The organism is Metabacillus sp. 84, assembly GCF_050107715.1.
Lineage (GTDB): Bacteria > Bacillota > Bacilli > Bacillales > Bacillaceae > Metabacillus_B.
Map to the genome: position 1 here is coordinate 13,714 of NZ_JBNILN010000003.1, position 23,884 is coordinate 37,597.

At 45.9% G+C, this 23,884-nt stretch carries 23 protein-coding genes; 22 read left to right on the forward strand and 1 reads right to left on the reverse strand.

Annotated features, from left to right (window positions below):
- Nucleotides 1-4 precede the first annotated feature (4 nt).
- The 18 genes from ACQCV8_RS06830 (at nt 5) to ACQCV8_RS06915 (ending at nt 17,936) form a co-directional block, all read left to right on the forward strand.
- Complete coding sequence (locus ACQCV8_RS06830; RefSeq protein WP_426844235.1) at nt 5-601, forward strand: SpoIIIAH-like family protein; 597 nt, start codon at nt 5-7, stop codon at nt 599-601.
- Between the two features lie 538 nt (nt 602-1,139).
- Entirely contained in the window at nt 1,140-1,631 is a 492-nt protein-coding gene (gene accB / locus ACQCV8_RS06835; protein WP_426843834.1) for an acetyl-CoA carboxylase biotin carboxyl carrier protein, read from the forward strand.
- Between the two features lie 12 nt (nt 1,632-1,643).
- Nucleotides 1,644-2,996 carry an acetyl-CoA carboxylase biotin carboxylase subunit gene (accC, locus tag ACQCV8_RS06840; RefSeq protein ID WP_426843835.1) on the forward strand — a complete coding sequence of 451 codons (1,353 nt, stop codon included), beginning with the start codon at nt 1,644-1,646 and terminating at the stop codon, nt 2,994-2,996.
- A gap of 19 nt (nt 2,997-3,015) precedes the next feature.
- Entirely contained in the window at nt 3,016-3,423 is a 408-nt protein-coding gene (locus ACQCV8_RS06845) for an Asp23/Gls24 family envelope stress response protein (protein ID WP_426843837.1), read from the forward strand.
- A 267-nt stretch (nt 3,424-3,690) separates the two neighbouring features.
- Nucleotides 3,691-4,086, forward strand: coding sequence for a transcription antitermination factor NusB (nusB, locus tag ACQCV8_RS06850; RefSeq protein WP_426843838.1), 396 nt, complete (start codon nt 3,691-3,693; stop codon nt 4,084-4,086).
- A gap of 20 nt (nt 4,087-4,106) precedes the next feature.
- Entirely contained in the window at nt 4,107-4,958 is an 852-nt protein-coding gene (folD, locus tag ACQCV8_RS06855; protein WP_426843839.1) for a bifunctional methylenetetrahydrofolate dehydrogenase/methenyltetrahydrofolate cyclohydrolase FolD, read from the forward strand.
- 40 nt (nt 4,959-4,998) lie between these two features.
- Nucleotides 4,999-6,378 carry an exodeoxyribonuclease VII large subunit gene (gene xseA / locus ACQCV8_RS06860; RefSeq protein WP_426843840.1) on the forward strand — a complete coding sequence of 460 codons (1,380 nt, stop codon included), beginning with the start codon at nt 4,999-5,001 and terminating at the stop codon, nt 6,376-6,378.
- A complete protein-coding gene (locus ACQCV8_RS06865) occupies nt 6,341-6,583 on the forward strand; it encodes an exodeoxyribonuclease VII small subunit (protein WP_426843841.1) in 243 nt (80 codons plus the stop codon). The genes xseA and ACQCV8_RS06865 overlap by 38 nt, the downstream gene beginning before the upstream one ends.
- A 25-nt stretch (nt 6,584-6,608) precedes the next feature.
- Nucleotides 6,609-7,469 carry a polyprenyl synthetase family protein gene (locus tag ACQCV8_RS06870; protein ID WP_426844236.1) on the forward strand — a complete coding sequence of 287 codons (861 nt, stop codon included), beginning with the start codon at nt 6,609-6,611 and terminating at the stop codon, nt 7,467-7,469.
- A 294-nt stretch (nt 7,470-7,763) separates the two neighbouring features.
- On the forward strand, nt 7,764-9,656 hold the full coding sequence (gene dxs / locus ACQCV8_RS06875; RefSeq protein WP_426843842.1) for a 1-deoxy-D-xylulose-5-phosphate synthase: 1,893 nt from the start codon (nt 7,764-7,766) through the stop codon (nt 9,654-9,656).
- A complete protein-coding gene (locus ACQCV8_RS06880; protein ID WP_426844237.1) occupies nt 9,656-10,501 on the forward strand; it encodes a TlyA family RNA methyltransferase in 846 nt (281 codons plus the stop codon). Before dxs ends, ACQCV8_RS06880 begins: the two co-directional genes overlap by 1 nt.
- Nucleotides 10,502-10,692: 191 nt before the next feature.
- Nucleotides 10,693-11,142, forward strand: a complete 450-nt coding sequence (ahrC, locus tag ACQCV8_RS06885; RefSeq protein WP_426843843.1) for a transcriptional regulator AhrC/ArgR — start codon at nt 10,693-10,695, stop codon at nt 11,140-11,142.
- A gap of 101 nt (nt 11,143-11,243) precedes the next feature.
- Complete coding sequence (gene recN / locus ACQCV8_RS06890; RefSeq protein ID WP_426843844.1) at nt 11,244-12,965, forward strand: DNA repair protein RecN; 1,722 nt, start codon at nt 11,244-11,246, stop codon at nt 12,963-12,965.
- A 375-nt stretch (nt 12,966-13,340) separates the two neighbouring features.
- A complete protein-coding gene (gene spoIVB, locus ACQCV8_RS06895; protein ID WP_426843845.1) occupies nt 13,341-14,627 on the forward strand; it encodes a SpoIVB peptidase in 1,287 nt (428 codons plus the stop codon).
- Between the two features lie 515 nt (nt 14,628-15,142).
- Nucleotides 15,143-15,934 carry a sporulation transcription factor Spo0A gene (spo0A, locus tag ACQCV8_RS06900; protein ID WP_426843847.1) on the forward strand — a complete coding sequence of 264 codons (792 nt, stop codon included), beginning with the start codon at nt 15,143-15,145 and terminating at the stop codon, nt 15,932-15,934.
- 465 nt (nt 15,935-16,399) lie between these two features.
- Complete coding sequence (locus tag ACQCV8_RS06905) at nt 16,400-16,630, forward strand: hypothetical protein (RefSeq protein WP_426843848.1); 231 nt, start codon at nt 16,400-16,402, stop codon at nt 16,628-16,630.
- Between the two features lie 159 nt (nt 16,631-16,789).
- Nucleotides 16,790-17,101, forward strand: coding sequence for a hypothetical protein (locus ACQCV8_RS06910; protein ID WP_426843849.1), 312 nt, complete (start codon nt 16,790-16,792; stop codon nt 17,099-17,101).
- 109 nt (nt 17,102-17,210) lie between these two features.
- Nucleotides 17,211-17,936 carry a glycerophosphodiester phosphodiesterase gene (locus tag ACQCV8_RS06915; protein WP_426843850.1) on the forward strand — a complete coding sequence of 242 codons (726 nt, stop codon included), beginning with the start codon at nt 17,211-17,213 and terminating at the stop codon, nt 17,934-17,936.
- Nucleotides 17,937-18,053: 117 nt separating this feature from the next.
- Here ACQCV8_RS06915 and ACQCV8_RS06920 read toward each other — a convergent pair whose 3' ends face one another.
- Nucleotides 18,054-18,290 carry a DUF2627 domain-containing protein gene (locus tag ACQCV8_RS06920; protein WP_426843851.1) on the reverse strand — a complete coding sequence of 79 codons (237 nt, stop codon included), beginning with the start codon at nt 18,288-18,290 and terminating at the stop codon, nt 18,054-18,056.
- 156 nt (nt 18,291-18,446) lie between these two features.
- On the opposite strand from ACQCV8_RS06920, the gene ACQCV8_RS06925 reads away from it, so the two are divergent.
- The 4 genes from ACQCV8_RS06925 to buk all read left to right on the forward strand — a co-directional run bounded on the left by ACQCV8_RS06925 (nt 18,447) and on the right by buk (nt 23,867).
- Complete coding sequence (locus ACQCV8_RS06925; RefSeq protein ID WP_426843852.1) at nt 18,447-20,513, forward strand: sigma 54-interacting transcriptional regulator; 2,067 nt, start codon at nt 18,447-18,449, stop codon at nt 20,511-20,513.
- Nucleotides 20,514-20,642: 129 nt separating this feature from the next.
- Nucleotides 20,643-21,539, forward strand: a complete 897-nt coding sequence (yqiS, locus tag ACQCV8_RS06930) for a phosphate butyryltransferase (RefSeq protein ID WP_426843853.1) — start codon at nt 20,643-20,645, stop codon at nt 21,537-21,539.
- Between the two features lie 75 nt (nt 21,540-21,614).
- Nucleotides 21,615-22,709 carry a branched-chain amino acid dehydrogenase gene (gene bcd, locus ACQCV8_RS06935; RefSeq protein WP_426843854.1) on the forward strand — a complete coding sequence of 365 codons (1,095 nt, stop codon included), beginning with the start codon at nt 21,615-21,617 and terminating at the stop codon, nt 22,707-22,709.
- Nucleotides 22,710-22,727: 18 nt separating this feature from the next.
- A complete protein-coding gene (gene buk / locus ACQCV8_RS06940; protein WP_426843855.1) occupies nt 22,728-23,867 on the forward strand; it encodes a butyrate kinase in 1,140 nt (379 codons plus the stop codon).
- The last annotated feature ends 17 nt before the right edge of the window (nt 23,868-23,884 follow it).

The window sequence follows — 23,884 nt, forward strand, 5'->3', positions numbered from 1 at the left end:
TATGATGCTCAAAAAACAAACCGTTTGGCTGCTTACCATGCTTAGCTTAGTCGTAGTTCTGTCTGTTTACTACATTACCTCTCCAGAGGGCGGAACCAATATGGCAGGTGTCAGCCCGGATCAAAAGCAGGAAGAAAAGGAACAGGGGAAAGAAACGTCAGCTCAGGAATCAAAAGAAGCTGCCCAGACGAAGGAAGAAGCAAAATCGGCAGAAGGTGAGGGTGGAACGGTCGTGTCCACCGTTGAAAGCGATGAGCTGTTTACATCTCTGCGCATGGAGCTTGAAGATCAGCGAAGCCAGCTGAAAAGCGAATTAGAGGGAATCGTGTCCAGTAAAGATGCTTCAGCGGAAGAGAAAAGCAAAGCCTATGAGCAAATGAAGGAGCTTTCAGATACAGCTGGCAAGGAGGCGATTCTTGAAACCCTGATCAAATCAGAGGATTACGATGATGCACTGGTAAGAGTAGAGGACAACCAAGTGCTGATCACCGTTAAAGCAAAAGAGCATAGTGCAGCAAATGCGAATGATATTATCGCTCTTGTAAGAAGCGAAATCGCCGGTATGGAAAATGTAGCCGTTTCCTTTGAACCGGCCAAGTAATGATTACCAGCCCGCATCAGCCTGCAACCGCCTATTAGAGCGGCTGCAGGCTGATTTCATTTTCTGCATGGGATGACAGGGTGACCATCTGCATACATTTTGGAAAATATGGGCATCGTTTGAAAGCGGGAGGGGTGTAATTAAGCGTGTTTATAAGGCCTGGAATCAGAAAAGTATATTTCTGCTTAAGATAACTGCCCCTGTGTACCTGCAGCTGGAGGCCAGCTCACGGATGCTGCTGAAATGTGCTGTAGGAGAAAATCCTTGCGGTTTTTACACATTTTTGCTCTTCCAGCCAATCAAAAGCCATTATGACAGCCTGATTACAAATGATGACAGCGTTTCAAAAACAGGTAAGTTCGACTATAATAGGTACAGGGTTATTCCTTTATGAATCCTTCCAAAGTCGTATAGCGAATCAATTATAGTTGAATTAAGCTTGCATAGTATCGTAAGATGTTTATGAGACTTACTTTTAGTACTAGATGATAATGCACGTGCCATCATCACGTAACTTTCCATTAAGGGGTGCCAGTTTATGTTGAAAATCCAGGAGATTCGGGAACTGATCAAGCTAATCGACCAATCTTCAATTGACGAATTTACATACGAAAATGAAGGGGCCAAGCTTTTATTGAAAAAGTCGGCTCCTGAAGTGGTTTACAGCAGTCATGCTCAAGCTCCCGCAGAGGCGCAGCAGACTGCACCGGCTGCACCACAGCAGCAAGCAGAGCAAGCAGTTCCAAAGACAGACAGCAAACCGGCTGGAGAGCCGGCACAGGATGAAAGCCTCGTGAAGATCACTTCACCGATGGTCGGAACCTTCTATGCCGCCTCTTCACCAGAAACAGGGAACTATGTTGAAATTGGTTCCAAGGTAAAAGACGATACAGTTGTATGTATTGTTGAAGCGATGAAGCTGTTTAACGAAATTGAAGCAGAAACTAAAGGAGAAATCGTGGAAATTCTGGCGGAAAACGGTCAGCTTGTAGAGTACGGCCAGCCCCTCTTCCTCGTAAAGCCTGAATAAGGAGCGAACGTTATGATCAAGAAGCTACTCATTGCGAATCGGGGAGAAATCGCTGTCAGAATTATCCGTGCGTGCAAGGAACTTGAAATCGAGACAGTTGCGGTATTTTCAGAGGCAGACAGAGATGCCCTGCATGTCCAGCTGGCAGATGAAGCGTATTGCATCGGACCGACTTCTTCAAAAGACAGTTACTTAAATTTTACAAACATCATCAGTGTTGCGAATTTAACCGGATCCGATGCGATTCACCCAGGCTACGGGTTTCTCGCTGAAAACTCCGACTTCGCTGAGCTTTGCAGAGAGTGCAATGTAACATTTGTCGGCCCAAGCCCGGAAGCCATTTCCAAAATGGGAACGAAGGATGTAGCAAGAGAAACGATGCGGGAGGCGAATGTGCCAATCGTTCCCGGATCTAAAGGTATTATTAAAAATCCGGAAGAAGCGGTTTCCCTGGCAGAGGAAATTGGGTATCCCGTAATTATAAAGGCCACCGCAGGCGGAGGCGGGAAAGGAATCCGTGTTGCCAGAGATCAGAAGGACCTTGAGAAAGGGATTCGGATTACGCAGCAGGAGGCAGAAACAGCCTTTGGAAACCCGGGCGTATACATTGAAAAATTCATCGAAGACTTCCGCCATGTTGAAATTCAGGTCATGGCCGATACCCATGGCAATACGATTCACCTGGGAGAACGGGACTGCACCATCCAGCGCCGTCTTCAAAAGCTTGTCGAGGAATCTCCTTCCCCCGCGTTAACTCCTGAAGTCCGTGAAGCAATGGGACAGGCAGCGGTGAGAGCGGCAGAGGCAGTCCGCTATACAGGGGCCGGCACGGTTGAGTTCATTTACGATTACCGTGAGCAAAAGTATTATTTCATGGAAATGAACACAAGAATACAGGTAGAGCATCCAGTTACTGAGATGGTGACCGGAATGGATTTGATCAAAGAGCAGATCAAAGTCGCTTCCGGAGAAAAACTCAGTACGAAACAGGAAGACGTTGAATTTAAAGGATGGTCAATCGAGTGCCGCATAAATGCGGAGAATCCAGCCAAAAATTTCATGCCTTCACCTGGTAAAATTGAGATGTATCTCCCTCCGGGCGGGCTTGGAGTTCGTGTGGACTCTGCAGTTTATCCCGGCTATTCCATTCCTCCATACTACGACTCCATGATTGCCAAGCTGATTACATATGGGGAAACAAGGGAAGAAGCAATTGCACGAATGAAGCGCGCTCTTTCGGAATTTGTTATCGAAGGGATTTCAACAACGATTCCCTTCCATCTGAAATTGCTCGATCATGAAACCTTTAAAAGCGGAAACTTTAACACAAAGTTTCTTGAATTGTATCCGGTCATGGAAACTTAATTTGATGGAGGTGCGGGAAATGAAAGAAAATCGCTTGTTAGAAATGAACCAGGAAGACAGTACCCTTGGAAAAGTGGAAATTGCTCCGGAGGTTATCGAAGTGATTGCCGGCATTGCAGCATCTGAAGTAGAAGGTGTTGGAAATATGCGCGGGAATTTTGCATCCGGTGTAGCTGAGCGCCTTGGCAAGAAAAATCACGGCAAAGGTGTGAAAGTGGATCTTTCTGAAGAGGGGATCTCGATCGATATCTACTGCACAATGGCATTTGGAGTGTCTATTCCGAATGTTGCACAGTCTATTCAGGACAACATCCGTCAGGCGCTGATTACCATGACGGCCCTTGATATTACAGAAATCAATGTCCATGTTGTCGGAATTCTTTTCGACTCAAAAACACCTGAAGTGGAAATTGATCAGGAAATGTAAGCTGAAAGAAAAGCAGCGGGAGGCTGGCCTTAGGGCCGGCTCCTTTTTTTATGCGCAGTAACAGAGGATGGAGAATGCAGCCTTCATTGTTCCTCAGCTGGTAAAATGCCGAATGTTTAACCGATTACAAAAGATTTTATTCGGATATTGTGCTTTTGTACGTATTTTGGAAGTGATTCACGTTCAGAATTATGATATGATTTGGCTAGACATGGACATGGAATAACTGAATGTACATAAACGGATGGTAAAAGGAGCAGAAACAGAATGAACAGAAGAGCAGCCCGAGAAAAAGCTTTGCAGGCATTATTTCAAATAGACGTCAGCCAGATTGACCCGGCAGAAGCACTGCAGCATGCATTTGATGAAGAAGAGGTCAACTCTTTCACGCGCGATCTTGTAACGGGAACGGTCGGACACTTGGAGGAAATCGACGGATTAATCAGACCTCATTTGGTTAAATGGAAGCTGGAACGATTGGCTAATGTGGATCGGGGCATTTTGCGCCTCGCTGTCTATGAGATGAAATTTGAAGAAGAGATTCCGGCCTCAGTCTCAATTGATGAGGCAATTGAACTTGCTAAAGCATTCGGTGATGATCAGTCAAGCCGCTTTGTAAACGGAGTACTTTCTAACATCAGAAAAGATATCGAATCTAAGTAATCAGTCTGGAGGAATGTACGATGACCGCTTCCATCATCAGCGGAACAGAGATAGCCAAGCAAACTAGAAGTCAGCTTGCAAAAGAGGTGGCACAATTGAGGGAGGAGGGAGTAGCCCCTGGCCTTGTAATCATTCTAGTCGGGGACAACCCTGCCTCCCTATCCTACATAAAGGGAAAAAGGAAGGCTTCCGAGGAAATAGGAATTGACTTCAAGCTGGAGCAGTTTCCTGAATCCCTTTCTGAAGAGGACCTTCTGCGAGTTATAGACAGCTACAACGAGGACAGCCGCTTTCATGGAATCCTTGTTCAGCTTCCTCTTCCGAAGCATATTGATGAAATTGCTGTCATTGAAAAGATTTCTCCGGAAAAAGATGTGGATGGATTCCACCCGGTCAATTTGGGGAGAATGCTGACAGGGCAGAAATGCTTCCTTTCATGCACACCTGCAGGCATTATGGAAATGCTTCGCATAAAAGGGGTAGATCCTGCAGGAAAGCATGCAGTAGTCGTTGGAAGAAGCAACATTGTCGGGAAACCAGTCGGTCAGCTTTTATTGAAGGAAAATGCCACGGTTTCCTATTGCCACTCCAGAACAAGAGATTTGTCCTCAATTACGAAGCAGGCAGATATCCTTGTAGTAGCTGCGGGCAAGGCGAATTTAATAACTGGGAACGATATCAAACCGGGTGCGGTTGTAATTGATGTGGGTATGAACCGGAATGAGCATGGCAAGCTATGCGGTGATGTAGCGTTTGATGAGGCGAAGGAAGTTGCGTCTCTTATTACCCCGGTGCCGGGCGGAGTTGGTCCTATGACCATCACGATGCTTGCCTATAATACAGTTGAAGCAGCAAAAAAAACACGTTCGTAACCCGTCATGCCTCCGGGAACGGAAGAAAGGAGCGGCGGATTTGAGTGATATCAGGCACGTAACCGTTACAGCCTTAACAAAGTACATTAAACGGAAGTTTGATGTGGACCCGCATTTAAGGGATATTTGGGTGAAGGGCGAGCTTTCGAATGTGAAGATCCATTCAAGAGGCCATTTGTATTTCACGCTGAAGGACGAACAATCCCGTATTTTAGGAGTAATGTTCTCCAGTCAAAATAAAGCCTTGAAATTCCGTCCTGAAAATGGGATGAAGGTGCTTCTCCGCGGTGAAATCAGCGTTTATGAACAAAGTGGCCAGTATCAGATTTACGCGAAGGAAATGCAGCCTGACGGAATCGGCAGCCTGTATCTCGCCTATGAGGAACTTAAGAAAAAGCTTCAAAAGGAAGGGCTTTTTGACGAAAAATACAAAAAGCCCATCCCGGCTTTCCCTCAAACAATCGGAGTCGTGACATCCCCTACAGGAGCGGCTGTTCGGGATATCCTCATTACAATCAAAAGAAGGTACCCGCTCGCCAAAGTCATTATTATCCCTGCCCTTGTTCAGGGCCTGAGTGCAGGGGAATCTGTCGCTAGCTCAATCGGTAAAGCAAACCGCCTAGGTGTTCTCGATACGCTTATAGTAGGGCGGGGCGGCGGATCCATTGAAGAACTATGGGCATTCAATGAAGAAGTGGTTGCCAGAGCCATTTTTGATTCAGAGGTTCCTATCATTTCTGCTGTAGGCCATGAAACAGATTATACCATTTCGGACTTTGCAGCAGACCTCAGGGCTCCTACCCCAACTGGCGCAGCAGAGCTCGCCGTACCCCATTTCGCCGATTTGCTGGAGAGAGCAGCGGAACGGAAAGCCCGGCTGATGAGAGCGATGCAGGAGAGAGTTACGAGGGACAAAGAACGGCTGAAAGCTTTTAAAAGATCATATGCCTTCCGCTACCCAAAGCAGCTGTATGAGCAAAAAGAACAGCAGCTTGACGATTTAGTTGAGGACCTTCAGCGGGAAATGCTGCGGGCCCTAACCTATAAGAAGGATCTTTTCCGGAATAAGGAAAACCGCTTGCTGAGAGTTCATCCTAAAACCCAGGCTACCGCTGCCATGCGGAGGCACGAACAGGCAGTAAAAGCATTGACGAGAGAAATGACACAGTCCCTGACTGAAAAACAGCGGGAGTTTCAGCATGCCCTTGAAAAACTTAATGCTCTTAATCCCTTGAGTATTATGGAGCGCGGGTATAGTCTCGTTTATAAGGAAGATCAGCTCGTTAAATCAATTAGCGGAACAGCCGAAGGAGAAAAAGTAACGGTCAGACTTCAGGATGGGACCCTATTTTGCGAAGTCATAGAGAAGGTGGAGGAAACAAATGAGCCAACAAAGGAATCAGGAAGAAGTGACATTTGAAGAAGCGATGGAACAGCTTGAAGAAATAGTGGGAAAGCTTGAACAGGGAGATGTTCCCTTAGAGCAGGCGATCAATTTTTTTCAGGATGGAATGAAATTGTCCAAGCTGTGCCATGACAAGCTTCAGCGTGTAGAAAAACAGATGGATTATATCCTTCGTGAAGGCGGAGAATTGGAGCCTTTCGAAATTCAGGAGGAAGAATAACTTGCCGGAATTGTTTAAGGATTTCATGAAAAGCAGAAAAGAACGGATTGAAAAGGAGCTTCCGGTTCTGATTGGAAGTCTGGAAGCTCCTTCTCATCTTAAAGAGTCCATGCTTTATTCCTTGAATGCGGGGGGGAAGAGGCTGCGGCCGATTCTTGTGTTAGCCACTCTCCATGCGTTTGGAAAAGAAGAGGATCCAGGTATGCCTGCTGCCTGTGCAGTGGAGATGATTCATACGTATTCTCTCATCCATGATGACCTTCCATGCATGGACGACGATGACCTTAGACGCGGAAAGCCGACCAATCATAAAATGTTTGGAGAAGCTATGGCGGTACTGGCGGGGGACGGCCTGCTTACCCATAGCTTTCAGGCATTAATCGCAGGGGATTCAATCAGCCCCGAACAAAAAATCCTGCTTGTAGCCGAGCTTGTTCATGCGTCCGGCGCCGAGGGTATGGCAGGCGGTCAGGCTGCGGATATGGAAGGTGAAGCAAAATCTCTTTCCTTAAGCGAGCTCGAGTACATACATACACATAAAACCGCGAAGCTGCTGACGTTCAGTCTTGTAGCCGGAGCCATAATCGCCGGAGCGGACAAAGAAAAAATAGAAAAAATACGGGGTTTTGGGCAGCATATCGGCATCGCTTTTCAAATCAGAGATGATATTCTGGATATTGAAGGAACAGTGGAAAAAATAGGCAAGCCAGTCGGATCTGATACGGAAAATCAAAAGACGACGTATCCTTCCCTGCTGACTCTTGATGGCGCCAAGGATAAATTGGACAGCCATATTGCTCTGGCAAAAAATGCTCTGCAGGAGCTTGATCTGCACGGGACTTTTCTGCAGGATCTAACCGATCTTGTCGCGCTTAGAGATTCCTGAGAAATAGGAAAATGAGCCTGCTAGTAAATTTTGTGCTATAATGTCCTAAACTAATCGGGTTGTTTGGGACTTCATAATGATCCTCAGCAGCCGTTACCACAATAGTGCTAGCGGTTTTTGTTTTCCTGCAGCCCTCTTGGATGGATGAACCATTGATTCCAGCCTGCACATTGGTAAAATGGTTCATGGCTCCAAAACATGTTCAATCCGGTAAAAGTAGTTTAACATGGAGAAAATAGGATAAAGAATTAAAATACGCATCCATATAGAAACCACCGAAAGTGAGTGATCCAATTGGATCTATTATCCATTAAAAATCCAAGGTTCCTGAAAAAGCTTTCAACAAACGAGCTTGAGAAATTAAGCGGGGAGATCAGAGAATTTCTAATTGAGAAATTGGCCGCTACAGGAGGCCATATCGGTCCCAACCTTGGGGTTGTAGAACTGACAGTTGCCTTGCATAAAGTGTTTGACAGTCCCAAGGATAAATTTCTATGGGATGTCGGCCATCAATCCTATGTTCATAAAATATTAACCGGGCGTGCAGGGGAGTTTGACACGCTGCGCCAGTATCAGGGGCTTTGCGGTTTTCCGAAAAGAAGCGAAAGCGAGCATGACGTCTGGGAAACAGGGCACAGCTCAACTTCACTCTCCGCAGCGATGGGAATGGTGCTTGCCAGGGATCTGAAAAAGACAGACGATGTCATCATCCCGATTATAGGGGACGGTGCACTAACAGGCGGTATGGCGCTTGAAGCACTAAATCACATCGGGCATGAGCAGAAAGATATGATTGTCATCCTGAATGATAATGAAATGTCCATCGCCCCGAACGTTGGAGCGCTTCATAACGTACTTGGCAGACTGCGGACAGCCGGCAAGTACCAATGGGCGAAAGATGAGCTTGAGCTTTTGCTTAAGCGGATTCCTGCCGTTGGGGGAGCACTTGCTTCAACAGCTGAACGGATTAAAGATTCCCTGAAGTATTTACTTGTATCCGGTGTGTTTTTCGAGGAGCTTGGGTTTACGTACCTTGGGCCAATCGACGGCCATAATTATGAGGATTTGCTGGAAAATCTGCGTTATGCCAAAAAAACAAAAGGTCCGGTTCTCATGCACGTGATTACGAAGAAAGGGAAAGGCTATGAACCAGCAGAAGCCGATAAACTGGGCAACTGGCACGGAACCCCTGCTTATAAAATTGAAACAGGCGACTTTGTCAAACCTGTAATCTCTGCTCCGTCCTGGAGCGGGCTTGTGAGTGAAACGGTCCGCAAAATCGCAAGAGAGGACAGCCGCGTCGTTGCCGTGACCCCAGCTATGCCTGTTGGCTCCAAGCTGCTCGGATTTGCAGAAGAATTTCCGGAACGCATGTATGATGTTGGAATTGCAGAACAGCATGCCACGACAATGGCTGCCGGTCTTGCAACTCAGAACATGAAGCCTTTCCTGGCGATTTATTCTACATTCCTGCAGCGGGCGTATGATCAGGTTGTGCATGATGTGTGCCGTCAGAACTTAAACGTCTTTTTCGGAATTGACAGGGCGGGTCTGGTCGGTGCCGATGGAGAAACGCACCAGGGCGTGTTTGACATCGCCTTCATGAGACATCTGCCAAATATGGTGCTCATGATGCCTAAAGATGAAAATGAAGGCCAGCACATGGTTCATACAGCGCTGAAGTATGATGATGGTCCAATTGCTATGCGCTACCCCCGCGGCAACGGTCTGGGTGTTAAGATGGATGAAGAATTGAAACAGATTCCGATCGGTTCCTGGGAAGTTCTCAGAGAAGGTACCGATGCTGCCATCCTGACGTTCGGCACTACCATTGGAATGGCTCTGGAGGCTGCTGAAGTTCTGGAAAAGCAAGACATTTCAGTGAAAGTAGTCAATGCCCGGTTTATCAAGCCGCTGGATGATAATATGCTGAGCGGACTCCTCCGAAAAGACATTCCGATTCTTACAATAGAAGAGGCTGTTCTGCAAGGCGGATTTGGAAGTGCTGTGCTGGAATATGCGCATGAGCAGCATTACCACCATGCAGTTATTGAAAGAATGGGAATTCCAGACCGCTTTATCGAGCACGGAAGCGTATCTAAGCTCTTGAATGAAATCGGCATGACAACCGAGCACACGATTGCTGCTATTAAGAAAATTACACCACTTAAAGAAAAAAGGGCCTAATAATGAGCAAAAAAGAACGATTGGATATACTCCTCGTCGAAAAAGGCTTGATTGAGACGAGGGAAAAAGCAAAAAGAGCGGTCATGGCCGGGATTGTTTTTGCCAATGAAATGAGATTGGATAAACCCGGTGAAAAAGTGGATAGGGATTTGCCGCTCACGATAAAAGGAAATGTACTTCCATACGTCAGCCGTGGTGGACTCAAGCTTGAGAAGGCCCTCAGGGAATTTGATGTAGAAGCTGAGGGCAAAATTCTGATTGATATAGGATCATCCACAGGGGGATTCACCGATTGCGCGCTTCAAAACGGGGCAATAAAATCCTATGCGGTGGATGTCGGCTATAATCAGCTTGCCTGGAAGCTCAGACAGGACCCAAGAGTCATTGTTATGGAGCGGACAAATTTCCGCTACTCAGAGCCGGCTGATTTTCAGGAAGGGCTGCCGGAGCTTGCAACAATTGATGTTTCATTTATTTCCCTCAAGCTTATCTTGCCGGCATTAAAAAAGATTCTTGTTCCTGGCGGAGACTGCCTGGCGCTTGTGAAGCCGCAATTTGAAGCCGGCAGGGACCAGGTAGGCAAAAAAGGCATCGTCAGGGACCCGGCCGTGCATGAACGGGTCGTTTCCGGAATGATTGATTTTGCAGTAAAAGAAGGCTTCGATTGCTTGAATCTTTCTTTCTCGCCTATAACCGGAGGAGATGGAAACATCGAGTTTCTATTGCACCTCCGCTGGACTGGGAATGATAATCAGGGAAAGGTGATTCTTCCGGTCCTGACAGCAGAAGTTGTTAAAAAGGCTCATGAAGGATTAAAATCCAAGGCCTTGCCGGAAGCGGAATGAAACGTTGTTTCATTCCGTTTTTACATAAATTCTGCCGCAAGCTGGCGGATAAGAAAAACCGAAATGGAAAAAACATACATAGAAACATGCCTGACTGCTTCGTTTGGCAAAAGGATGTACTTTTATTATCCTTTCATTTAACATGTAGGGTATAAACACAAGATGGCGATAAAGACAGTAAGGGGTGCCGCATGAATAAAGGGCAGAGACACATAAAAATCCGAGAAATCATAACACATGATGAGATTGAAACTCAGGATGATCTGGTGGACCATTTGAAAAGCGCAGGCTATAACGTCACACAGGCCACAGTTTCAAGAGATATCAAAGAGCTGCATCTTGTTAAAGTGCCGATGATTGATGGCCGCTACAAATACAGCCTGCCTGCTGATCAGCGCTTTAATCCTCTGGCTAAGCTGAAGCGTGCGCTAATCGATGCTTTCGTAAAGGTTAATTCCGCCGGTCACATGATTGTTATGAAAACATTGCCTGGGAATGCCAATGCGATCGGCGCCCTCATTGATAACCTGGATTGGGATGATATTCTGGGGACTATTTGCGGGGATGACACCATCCTCATCATCTGCAGGTCACCGGAAGTCACAGAAGAAATCACCAACCGGTTCCTTGATATGCTGTAACCATTAACAGCAGAAAAAATGGAGCTGCGTCATGCTGTCCATAGAATGATGCTTGATCTAAAGGCAATTTAGCCAAATAAAAAGTCGAGGTGAATTCTGTCTTGCTAGCGGAATTGACGATTAAAAACTTTGCCATAATTGAGTCCATCACCATATCTTTTGAAAAAGGATTGACCGTTTTAACCGGAGAAACAGGAGCCGGTAAATCCATTATTATTGATGCCATCCATTTGCTCGCTGGAGGACGCGGTTCCTCTGAGTTTGTCCGGTACGGAGAAAACAAAGCAGAGCTGGAAGGCTTATTTCTGCTGGATAACGATCAGCATGCCTGCTATGAGAAGTGCACTGAATTTGGAATAGACGTCTCTGATGGGATGGTCGTGCTGCGCCGGGACATTTCCTCAACCGGCAAAAGCGTATGCCGGATCAATGGGAAGCTTGTAACCATAGCCATCTTAAGAGAAGTAGGCAGAATGCTGATTGATATTCACGGGCAGCATGATAATCAGGAGCTGATGAATGAAGAGCATCATCAGCCTCTCCTGGATCAGTTTGGCTCCGAAAAAATCATCCCGGCACTTGAAGCGTATCGGGAGCTGTTTGTAAACTATTCGGCTTTAAAGAAAAAAATCAAGCAGCTCAGCAACAATGAACAGGAAATTGCCCACCGCCTTGATCTTATCCAATTTCAGCTGAATGAAATTGAGGAGGCAGGACTGACGCCGGATGAAGACGTTAAGCTCCAGGAAGAACGCAGTGAAATTGCCAATTTCGAAAAAATATTTGAGGCTCTGCAAAATGCCTACAATGCGCTGAATGGGGAACAAAAGGGATTGGATTGGACGGGCCTTGCCATGAGCAGTCTGGAAGAGGTTGCAGCCATTAATGAAGATCTCAAGAATATGTCTGAGAGCATGTCCAACAGTTTTTATATTTTAGAGGACCTTTCCTATCAGCTCCGTTCACATCTTGATGAACTTGAATACGATCCGGAGCGTCTCAATTTTATAGAGGGCCGGTTAAATGAAATCAGCCACCTGAAAAGAAAATACGGCAGCTCGGTAGAGGAAATTCTGACGTATTCTGCGAAAATTGAAGAAGAAATCGAAACGCTCCAAAACAGGGATAGCCATGTGGATAAAATGAAGTCTGAACTGTCTTCATTGTTCATGGATATGAAGGTTGAGGCGGAGAATTTGACCGCTGTCCGGAAGCAGGCCGCTAAGAAGCTTTCTTCAGATATACGCCGGGAACTGAAGGAGCTGTATATGGATAAGTCCTCGTTTGATGTTATATTCAGCCGAAGACAAGGGGGGAAGGATGACCCCGAACTGGATGGTGAGACCGTTAAATTCACTTTGGATGGAGCGGACTTTACTGAGTTTTACATCTCCACCAATCCGGGAGAACCGCTCAAGCCCCTCTCCAAGACAGCCTCCGGCGGTGAATTGTCACGGATTATGCTGGCGATGAAAAGCATTTTTTCCAGACATCAAGGCGTCACGTCCATCATTTTCGATGAAGTGGATACGGGAGTAAGCGGACGCGTTGCCCAGTCCATTGCCGAAAAAATCTACCGCGTGTCCGCAGGATCCCAAGTATTGTGCATCACACATCTCCCGCAAGTAGCGGCAATGGCAGATACCCATCTCTTCATTTCCAAGGAAACGAAGAAAGGTCGGACCAAAACAAGCGTCAAGCCGCTTACAGAAGAGGAGAAAATTAAAGAAATCGGCCGCATGATTGCCGGTGTAGAGGTAACAAACTTAACAAAAGAGCATGCTAAAGAACTGCTCTCCCTTGCAAGCTCCTCCAAAAAGTAAGGCTTGGTTACATTTTACGCCCTTTGATTGGAGTGGAAGCATGAGACCCTGAGCTAAGAGCAGCGGGACAGGGGAGAGCCCCAGTGGCGAAGCAGGAAGCTCGCTCACCGCCTGTCTGCTGCAATTGCCTAAAAGAGCGAAAATAATTCAAAATGCCATGGCCGGTTAATCCATGGCATTTTTTTTGCCATCGGCGCGGAGGCCTTCATTCAGCTTAAGCGATTTATTCTCCTTCTAAAAATCCATATAATTCCCATAAAACCCTCGTTTTAATCAATTTTTTCTCGCTTCGCAAGTTATAAACAAGCTCTATGAAGGCAAAAGTAATGAGTGTAGCCACCTGTGGTGTGGGTAAGGAGCGAGGAGAGTGGAAGTGTGTTATTAGAAAAAGCAAGAAAAATAATTGGTGTAATTCTCCTTGTATCTTTGATAAGCATAGGGTTTCTCAAACCTGTGAAAGAATACATTCAGCTCCCTAAAACCGTTACGATTTTTGAATCTCAAACAGCAAGCCTTGCTTCAGCGATACCAGCGTCAGCTGATTCTCATACAGAAGCATTCAGTATAGAGCAAACGGATTCTGAAATTAACCTGGAAGGTAAAAAAGCAGGGGAATCAAATGTTGTATTTGAATGGGGCGGACTGCCGCTGAAAAAAACCGAAGTGCGCGTGATCCCTGATTTAAAAGTGATTCCGGGGGGACAGTCCATTGGTGTAAAGCTTAACACCCTTGGAGTGCTGGTCGTCGGACATCATCAAGTTAATACTCAAAAAGGGAAACAGTCACCTGGAGAACTGGCAGGCATTGAAGTAGGAGATATCATAACGGAAATCGACGGAACGAAAATAGAAAAAATGAATGATGTAACCCCGTTTATTCAATCTTCCGGAAAAACCGGGAAGCCCCTGGACCTTGTCATTTTCAGAAACGGCCGTTCCCATAAAGCGAAGCTGTATCCGTTAAAAGATGTTAATGACGAGGCATACAGGATTGGATTATACATCCGCGACTCGGCTGCCGGCATAGGAACGATGACATTTATAGAACCAAACTCAAAAAAATACGGGGCTCTTGGCCACGTTATATCGGATATGGATACGAAAAAGCCAATCGTCGTCCATGATGGCGAAGTCATGAGATCTACGGTCACATCGATTGAAAAAGGAAGCAACGGCAACCCTGGAGAAAAACTGGCACGATTCTCAAATGACCGGGTGATTGTGGGAGATATTTCACGGAACAGCCCGTTTGGCATCTTTGGAAAGCTCAATCAGGGCATGGCGAATGGCGTATCTGACCAGCCTTTGCCTGTCACTCTGTCCTATGAAGTAAAAGAAGGGCCGGCAAAAATTCTAACGGTTGTAGAGGATGACAAGGTAGAGGAATTTGATGTGAACATTGTCAGCACGATTCCACAAAAATTTCCTGCAACAAAAGGACTCGTCATTAAAGTGACAGATAAAAGGCTCCTGGATAAAACCGGCGGTATAGTCCAGGGAATGAGCGGAAGCCCGATCATTCAAAATGGAAAGGTCATCGGAGCCGTCACTCACGTATTTGTCAATGACCCAACTTCAGGCTACGGGGTCCATATTGAGTGGATGCTGAACGAAGCGGGAATTGAATTGTATGATAAAGAGCAGAAAAGAGCAGCGAGTTAAGAACCGCCGGTTAAGCCGGCGGTTTTTGTTTGATTTGCAGCCAGCGGTGCCGGTGCTTTCCTGCTATAAAGGAGCCGGATACAGAGACTTGACGCATTTAAGCCTTGCCTGCCCAGGAACAGCTGGGCAGGTAACGGATCAGTCGGTTATAGAGTGAGGGTCAGTGAAGGCTGTTTAAAGCGGCTCTCCTCATAAGAATGAGTCCCAATCCGCGCTGGGCCGAATTATTAAATCATTCTTTCAGACAAACCTTAGCCAAAGATGTAAAATTCCCTTTATTTATCCCTGAATATTGGTTACAATATCCATAGAAAGATTTTTCGACATCATTGTCAGAAAATTTAAATGTCAAATTGCATATATAGTCGAAATTGTGAGTAAAATGAAGAAAAACAGAGATATATTTAAATTTTGAATTTTTTTCAAAAATTTAGAGGGTTTTATTCACGATTGTCGAAAACTTCTTTTACATGACCAACACTATTTTGGTGATTGAAGACTGAGGAGGAAAACTGGTGAATAAAATCAAAGTGTGTATCGTAGATGATAATCGTGAGTTAGTGGGGCTTCTTGAGGAATACATTTCAAGCCAGAATGATATGGAAGTGCAGGGTGTGGCGTATAATGGCCAGGAATGTCTGCAAATGCTGGAAGAAAAGAAACCAGACGTATTGGTGCTTGATATAATCATGCCTCATCTCGACGGGCTTGCTGTGCTGGAAAAGCTTAGAGATCTGAACCTGGAAAAGCAGCCAAACGTTATCATGCTGACGGCATTCGGGCAGGAAGATGTAACAAAGAAAGCTGTAGATCTTGGTGCCTCTTATTTTATTCTCAAGCCGTTCGATATGGAAAACCTCGCGAGCCACATCCGTCAGGTCAGCGGGAATGCATCACCGGTCATGAAAAGGTCATCCAACTCCATCCTCAGCTCTAAACCTGAAAATAAATCCAGAAACCTTGACGCCAACATTACAAGCATTATCCATGAAATTGGAGTGCCTGCCCACATTAAGGGATATCTTTACCTGCGTGAGGCTATTTCAATGGTCTATAATGACATTGAGCTGCTCGGGTCCATTACGAAGGTTCTATACCCGGACATTGCTAAGAAGTACAACACGACCGCAAGCCGTGTAGAGCGAGCGATCCGCCATGCGATTGAAGTAGCCTGGAGCCGCGGGAACATTGAATCCATCTCTTCGCTGTTCGGCTACACCGTCAGCATGACAAAAGCAAAACCGACGAATTCCGAATTTATCGCCATGGTTGCCGATAAGCTTCGTTTGGAGCATATGGCCAGCTGAAAGGGTTAGAATAGGTGAGAAGAACGCCCGTTGCTGCGGGTGTTTTTTTATGGACCGTTTCTTCTCCGGCACCAGCCTCGGCTCACCCGCTCAGATGAAGCAGTGTATCAGGTCTCTCTCTATCCGGCAGAAGCCTATCCACCTGACAGCATTTCATTAATATTGACCAAGGAATTTTAAGAAAACCACTTTTTCTCCCGCAAAATACCCGCTGCTTCCTTCCTGTTTTACATAATTTACAAAAAATAAACAAAAAGGGATGAACAGCTTTACAATTCCAATTTAGTATATGGAGTAACGTGTCACCAATCATCAAACATAGGAAGGTGCGGGCCATGAGCAGAAGAATCAGGCGTTCGATCCAGCAGAGACTGAAAAAAGCAGCCCTTGCATTCAAAGGGCATCAGAAGGGAACATCACCAGGCTCACCGTCAGCAGCATAAAAAACTTTTCGGAAGAGTACCCATGATAAAATCGAAAGTCCCTGGAAACTGGCTTAACTTGTCTCTCGCTTCTGCTGTAGTCCTAAGTGCGATTGCTATCCCTTCTGCCTTTCCTGCAGCTGCCCAGTCTGAAACGGCAGAATCCATCGTCAAAATGCGCCTCATGGAAACGACGGATATACATACCTTTATTATGGATTATGACTATTACTCCGACTCATTCAAGCAGACTAACGAAAAACCGCAAGCCTGATTAATGAAATGAGAAGTGAAGCCAAAAACTCAATCCTCTTAGATAACTGAGATTTGAAGAAATACAGAGTGGGTTAACACAGGTGGTACTTATTTTGCGAGGGTCGAAAGAAGGATTTTTATTTACAATGGCAAACTGCTAATAAAAGGCGACGTGAAGATGTATGCTCCCAATGGATCGGTTTTTCGGACATTGAAAAGAGGAGAATTAATAAAAGTTTACGGAAAAGACAATAAAGGATACAGAGTGGGAGGAGGCTACTATATAAAGACAGCCTCCAGTACCCGGTATTATGAAGGAATGGTCACATTAAAAACCGACCTTATAATGACGAAGAAAGGCAGCCCCTCCATCAGGCTGAATAAAGGTCAGCGCTACCGTGTCTTCGGCACAGAAGGAAGATTGCTGAACCTGGGTGGAGGGTACATGCTCCAGAATGACAAAAGCAAAGTAAGCTATACGAAAAACTGAAGTACGAGCCGGGCAGTCCATTCATTTTAATGGACAAGTCCGGCGTTTTTTAATTAAGGAATAAGTGGTATAGAATAGGGATTAGACTAATTCGAAAGCAGGTGACGTCATGACGATGATTTTTGGACATAGAGGGGCAGCGGGAACGAGCCCGGAAAATACAATGATTTCTTTTAAAGAAGCCATTCATGCCGGAGCGGACGGAATTGAGCTGGATGTCCATTTAAGCAAGGATCAAATTCCGGTTGTCATTCACGATGAAACGGTGGATCGGACTACGAATGGAACCGGCTATGTAAAAGATCATCTTGCTGAAGAGTTAATTCGTCTGAATGCCGGCCGGTTATTTAATGAAGAGGCTCCCATTCCGTTGCTAAAAGACGTACTAAAATGGGCTTGTGAAAGTGAAAAGCCGTTTATTATCAACATTGAGCTTAAAAACAACATGATTGAATACTCAAATATTGAAGAAATAGTGATCCAGCTCGTAAAGGAATACAATTTATCCGAGCGGATTATTTTGTCATCCTTCAATCATTCCAGTATGGTCCAGGCGCTTAAAACGGATCCGGTTATTGAAACGGCACTGCTGTATTCAGATGGTATTTATAAACCGTATGACTACGCGAGGAGGGCCGGTGCAAGGGCCATCCATCCGCTGATGCGAACGGTAAAAAACGAATTGATCAATCAGGCAAGGGAAAACAGTGTGGCCGTCAGACCTTTTACCGTAAATGACGAGGAGGAAATGAGAACGCTGTTTGAATGGGGAGCATCCGCCTTTTTCACCGATTATCCGGAAAAGGCGGTCCGCATAAGAGAATCGATTACATGAAAAGAGGCTGCACCCAGGCGGATTAAACCTGACCTGGGTGTCAGCCCTTTTATCTTTTTGGAAGAACCGCTTGCTGCCTGGCGGAGTGGGCGCATCGCATTCCCTGGAACGAATCCATTACCTCCGGCTGAATCTTTTCTGCACTTTATTGTGTTTGCGGTCCCGGTAAAAAATAAATCCTGCAGTAAATCCAAGGCCTGCAATAAACAAAGTCAGACCAATCAAAAATTGAATCAGCAGGGAAGGGATAGGCGGCTGAAGGATTCCGAAAAAAAGGTCACGAATCAGTTTAATTCCATAGGCGGCCATGATTCCCGGTATGAGGACAATGATCAATGCGATTATTCTCGACATTTTTGTAACCCTTTCCAATTGCGCAATTTAGCTTTATTCTTTGCTTTTTAAAAAGATTTGTCAAGCAGGATTTCTATGATAAAATTGATTAATGCAATAATTTGCAAAAAAATAAAGGTGGATATGAAAATTTTTTCATAATCAAAGGGGATTTGTATGCAAAATGTGTTGCTTGTCGGCGCGGGGAAGGGCGGAACAGCGTTATTGAAAATGCTGGTTGAGACTCAAGTGATGAGAACGGCAGCAGTAGCGGATATTAACAGCCAGGCTCCCGGCATTCTTTATGCAAAGGAGGCGGGCATCCCTGTTCATTCGGATTGGAGGATGCTTCTGACCAATGACATTGATGTGGTGATGGAAGCTACTGGAAAAACTGAAGTGCTGGAAGCATTGCTAAAAGAAAGAAAGAGCCACACCATTGTTGTCCCATCCTCAGTCGCACTCATCATATCGAGTCTTACGAGTGAAAAAGAACAATTGATTAACAGGCTTAAGGAACAGACTAATAAGTATTCAACCATCCTGGATGCCACCAATGACGGGATGATTGTAATAGATGCAAGTGAAGATATCATCTTTATTAATCGGGTGGCAGAAAATGTGACAGGGAACATGAGAAAAAATGTTCTTGGCCGCAAAATAAGAGAGGTCATTCCGAATTCAAGACTTCCGGAAGTCCTTTACAGCCAAAAGCCTGAATACAATCAGGAGCAGATTTTGGATAATGGGCTCAAAATCATCACAACCAGGATTCCGATTTTGAATCCAGATGGGTCGCTTAGAGGGGCCCTCTCCCTGTTTAAGGATATTACAGAGGCGGTTCAGCTTGCTGAGGAATTAACCAATCTGCGCGAAATTGAAACGATGCTGACAGCGATCATTCAATCCTCCGATGAAGCGATATCTGTAGTTGATGAACATGGCAGGGGGATTCTTGTTAACCCTGCTTACACAAGAATGACTGGGTTAAGGGAAGAAGACATCATCGGTCTCCCGGCTACCGCGGATATTTCAGAAGGGGAAAGCATGCATTTGCGTGTCCTGCAGACGAGGCGTCCGGTCCGGGGAGTAAGGATGAAGGTTGGCAGCAGCCGGAAAGATGTGCTTGTCAATGTCGCTCCTGTCATAGTGGACGGGAAGCTGAAGGGGAGCGTCGGAGTCATTCACGATGTTTCCGAAATTAAGACGTTAACAGCAGAATTAGACCGTGCCAGGCAGATTATCCGTACACTTGAAGCGAAATATACGTTCCAGGACATCATCGGCGAAAGCGAGGAAATGAAGCTTGCGATTGAGCAGGCGAAGCTTGGTGCGAAAACTCCCGCCACAGTTCTGTTAAGGGGAGAATCGGGTACGGGAAAAGAGCTGTTTGCCCACGCGATACATAATGAAAGCGACCGAAAGTACAATACATTCATCCGTGTGAATTGTGCCGCCATCGCAGAGAATCTTTTGGAAAGCGAATTGTTCGGCTACGAGGAGGGGGCTTTCTCGGGGGCAAAAAGGGGCGGCAAGAAAGGGTTTTTTGAGGAAGCGAATAATGGGAGTATCTTTCTCGATGAAATTGGAGAGCTGTCTCCGCAAATGCAGGCCAAGCTTTTAAGGGTTCTTCAGGAAAAGGAAATCGTCCGTGTTGGCGGAACAAAAGCGATTCCGGTGAACGTCAGGGTTATTGCGGCAACCAATCTGAAAATTGAAAAGGCTATGACGGAAGGAGCTTTTCGTGAAGACCTTTATTACCGGCTGAACAGATACCCGATCTCCATTCCGCCTCTTAGACAAAGAAAAGGGGATATTCCAGCATTGAGCGCCCATTTGATCCGGAAAATCAACCAGGATTACGGGAAGTACATTGAAGAAATTTCTTCTGAAGCAGCGGATATCCTTTTCAGCCATGATTGGCCGGGGAACGTGCGTGAGCTTGAAAATATTTTGGGGAGGGCGATGATTTTTATGCACCCTTCAGAGAGGTGCATTCATTCCTCGCATTTGCCGGATTTTGTAGCCAAAAGACAAGCTGTCCATCAAATAGGAATAAATCCTGAGGAGAATCTGCCATCGCTTTCAGAAGCAGTGGAAAAAACCGAAAAAGACGTAATAACTGCGGCTCTTCAAAAATTCGGGTATAATCGGACCCGAACTGCAAAATCTTTAGGCATCTCTCTCAGAACACTGTATTATAAAATGGAAAAATACGAAATTGCAAACATTAGCACGCAATAAATTGCATAAAGTGCAGGTTTTTGCATTCTTTTAAAAGGCTAACGCCTGCCACTGTATGCCTTTTCAGTTTGGCACGCTTCTTGCAGTATATAGTTTGGGTGCGAATTTACATGAGAGGGTGATTCTTACTTGAAATTACAAACAATTCTCGAAAATGCAGCCCGGACTTCCGGTAAAAAGGTGGCCGTCGCTTCTTCAGAGGATATCGAAATCATCAACATGATCCTGATGGCCCAAAACCTCAGCATGGCCGAATTCATTTTATTTGGGGATGAAGAAGGAATCCACTCCTTGCTTCAGGAGAAAAACGCTGTGATGGGACATATTAAGGTTGTCCATGCCTCATCGCATAAAGAGGCAGCAGAGCTTGCGGTCAAAGCCGTCAGCAGCGGTGAAGCAGACGTGTTAATGAAAGGCGGATTGCCTACAGGCGTCCTCATGAAGGAAGTATTACATAAGGAGTATGGTCTCAGAACGGGAAAAGTACTTTCCCACGTGGCGGTGTTTGAGGTTCCTGCCTGTGACCGGCTTTTATTCTTAACGGATGTCGCCATGAACGTGGATCCTGATTTGCAGCAAAAAGTACAGATCCTTCAGAATGCGGTACATACAGCAAACCGGCTCGGGCTTCCGCTGCCAAAAGCTGTACCGATTGCGGCAGTTGAACTGGTAAATCCTTCGATGCAGGCTACACTGGATGCTGCCGCTCTTACACAGATGAACAGAAGAGGCCAAATCCTAAATTGCCTCATTGACGGCCCGATGGCGCTCGATGTAGCTGTGTCAGAGGAGGCGGCCCGTCATAAAGGTGTTAGCGGAGAGGTAGCCGGTAAAGCGGACATTTTGTTAATGCCAAATATGGAAGCTGGAAATGTATTTTATAAATCGCTGGTTTATTTTGCCCAAGGGAAGGTGGGCGGCCTGATAGCCGGAGCAAAAGCTCCAATCGTATTGACAAGCCGTTCAGATTCTGCTGAAAGCAAGCTGTATTCCCTCGCAATAGCGATTTGCACGTCTGAATCGTAAACTCTTCATCTTTGTACATCAGCCATTACGTTTAACCGAGCCAAAAAAACAAAGAAAACCAGGGAGGAACTACAAATGGAACTTTTTAAATATATGGAGCACTATGATTACGAGCAAGTACTTTTCTGCCAGGATCAACAGTCAGGGCTAAAGGCAATCATCGCCATACATGATACAACACTTGGACCTGCACTTGGCGGAACGCGTATGTGGACCTATGAATCAGAGGAAGCAGCAGTAGAGGACGCGCTGAGGCTTGCGCGGGGAATGACGTATAAGAATGCAGCGGCCGGCTTAAACCTCGGCGGCGGGAAGACCGTAATCATCGGTGATCCCCGGAAAGACAAAAATGAAGAAATGTTCCGTGCATTTGGACGCTACATTCAAGGCTTGAACGGAAGATACATAACTGCTGAAGATGTGGGGACAACGGTAGCGGACATGGACATCATCCACGAGGAGACAAGCTATGTAACCGGAATTTCCCCTGCATTCGGCTCTTCCGGCAATCCATCTCCTGTAACGGCATTCGGTGTATACAGAGGCATGAAGGCAGCTGCTAAAGAAGCGTTCGGAACAGATTCGCTGGAAGGCAAAGTAATCGCGGTACAGGGGATTGGCAATGTAGCGTTTAACCTTTGCCGCTACCTCCATGAAGAAGGTGCACAGCTGATTGTGACGGATATCAATAAAGAAGCGGTTCAAAAAGCTGTCGATGAATTTGGTGCAAAAGCTGTGGATCCAAATGAAATCTATAGCGTAAACTGCGATATTTATGCACCTTGTGCATTGGGAGCAACAATTAATGATGATACGATTCCACAGCTGAAAGCACGTGTAATTGCCGGCGCAGCAAACAATCAGCTGAAAGAAACCCGTCATGGAGACACCATACATGAGATGGGCATCATCTACGCTCCGGACTATGTAATCAACGCGGGTGGTGTCATTAACGTAGCAGACGAGCTTTACGGCTATAACCGTGACCGTGCTCTAAAAAAAGTAGAAGGAATCTACAGCAACATTGAGAGTGTCCTTGAAATTGCTAAGCGTGACAGTATTCCGACATATAAAGCAGCTGACCGTCTTGCAGAGGAAAGAATTGAGCGGATGAGAAATTCAAGAAGTCAATTTCTTCAAAACGGCCATCATATCCTAAGCCGCCGGTAAACGGAAAGGCAGCCGGAAATGCGCATCAGTTTAGAAACGGAGGATTCACTTTTGCAGGAGACAGAGTATCGGATTTTGGTTATCAACCCGGGGTCCACATCAACGAAAATCGGTGTTTTTGATTCAGATCGGCCTATTTTAGAAAAAACCATCAGGCATAGTACAGAAGAGCTTAGTTCTTTCCAAACAGTGATTAGCCAATACCAGTTCAGGAAAGATGCGGTTTTGGAAGCGATGGATGAGGAAGGAATCAACATATCCAGGCTCTCTGCTGTGTGTGGAAGAGGAGGGCTTCTGCGTCCCATTGAAGGGGGGACGTATGAGGTGAACAGCCAAATGCTGGAGGACCTTGAAAAAGGGTACTCCGGTCAGCACGCTTCAAATCTCGGCGGTATCATCGCCCGGGAAATAGCTGCCGGACTGAACATCCCGGCCTATATTGTGGATCCTGTTGTGGTGGACGAAATGGCCCCGATTGCTAAACTATCCGGAATGCCATCTATTGAACGCAAAAGCATCTTCCATGCGCTGAATCAAAAAGCAATGGCCAGGAAAGCAGCCGCGCAGTATGGAAGGAACTATGAAGATTTAAACCTGATCGTGACGCATATGGGCGGAGGAATCACGGTCGGTGTTCATAAAAACGGGAAGGTCATTGATGTAAACAACGGGCTTCACGGAGATGGGCCGTTCAGTCCCGAACGGGCAGGAACGGTTCCGGCAGGCGACCTGATTTCCATGTGCTACTCCGGTGACTACTACCGTGAGGAAGTCATGAAGAAGCTTGTAGGACAAGGCGGTATGGTCGGGTACTTGGGAACCAGCGACGCGATTCAAGCAGAAAAAATGGTTGAAGCCGGAGATGAAAAGGCAAAACTTGTAATGGACGCGATGGCCTACCAGGTCGGCAAGGAAATTGGATCCGCAAGTGCTGTGTTAAAAGGAAAAGTGGACGCCATTATACTTACCGGCGGCCTTGCTTATGGAAAACGGTTTACGTCTCTGATCTCAAGCCATGTGGATTGGATTGCGGATGTCATCGTGTTTCCCGGTGAAAATGAACTTCAATCGTTAGCCGAAGGTGCTCTAAGGGTCCTTAGAAAAGAAGAACAGGCGAAAGAATATCCAGGAAACAAAAAGACTGTGCGAATCTTTTAACGAGCAGAAAGGAGCAT

Excerpts from the sequence above, each read along its gene's own strand:
- ACQCV8_RS06925 (WP_426843852.1), top strand. The coding sequence starts at position 18,447 with ATGCAAAATGTGTTGCTTGTCGGCGCGGGGAAGGGCGGAACAGCGTTA.
- ahrC (WP_426843843.1), top strand. The coding sequence starts at position 10,693 with ATGAATAAAGGGCAGAGACACATAAAAATCCGAGAAATCATAACACAT.
- ACQCV8_RS06845 (WP_426843837.1), top strand. The coding sequence starts at position 3,016 with ATGAAAGAAAATCGCTTGTTAGAAATGAACCAGGAAGACAGTACCCTT.
- bcd (WP_426843854.1), top strand. The coding sequence starts at position 21,615 with ATGGAACTTTTTAAATATATGGAGCACTATGATTACGAGCAAGTACTT.
- ACQCV8_RS06915 (WP_426843850.1), top strand. The coding sequence starts at position 17,211 with ATGACGATGATTTTTGGACATAGAGGGGCAGCGGGAACGAGCCCGGAA.
- ACQCV8_RS06830 (WP_426844235.1), top strand. The coding sequence starts at position 5 with ATGCTCAAAAAACAAACCGTTTGGCTGCTTACCATGCTTAGCTTAGTC.
- folD (WP_426843839.1), top strand. The coding sequence starts at position 4,107 with ATGACCGCTTCCATCATCAGCGGAACAGAGATAGCCAAGCAAACTAGA.
- buk (WP_426843855.1), top strand. The coding sequence starts at position 22,728 with ATGCGCATCAGTTTAGAAACGGAGGATTCACTTTTGCAGGAGACAGAG.
- nusB (WP_426843838.1), top strand. The coding sequence starts at position 3,691 with ATGAACAGAAGAGCAGCCCGAGAAAAAGCTTTGCAGGCATTATTTCAA.
- accB (WP_426843834.1), top strand. The coding sequence starts at position 1,140 with ATGTTGAAAATCCAGGAGATTCGGGAACTGATCAAGCTAATCGACCAA.
- ACQCV8_RS06870 (WP_426844236.1), top strand. The coding sequence starts at position 6,609 with ATGAAAAGCAGAAAAGAACGGATTGAAAAGGAGCTTCCGGTTCTGATT.
- ACQCV8_RS06905 (WP_426843848.1), top strand. The coding sequence starts at position 16,400 with ATGATAAAATCGAAAGTCCCTGGAAACTGGCTTAACTTGTCTCTCGCT.
- ACQCV8_RS06920 (WP_426843851.1), bottom strand. The coding sequence starts at position 18,290 with ATGTCGAGAATAATCGCATTGATCATTGTCCTCATACCGGGAATCATG.
- ACQCV8_RS06910 (WP_426843849.1), top strand. The coding sequence starts at position 16,790 with ATGTATGCTCCCAATGGATCGGTTTTTCGGACATTGAAAAGAGGAGAA.
- ACQCV8_RS06865 (WP_426843841.1), top strand. The coding sequence starts at position 6,341 with ATGAGCCAACAAAGGAATCAGGAAGAAGTGACATTTGAAGAAGCGATG.
- accC (WP_426843835.1), top strand. The coding sequence starts at position 1,644 with ATGATCAAGAAGCTACTCATTGCGAATCGGGGAGAAATCGCTGTCAGA.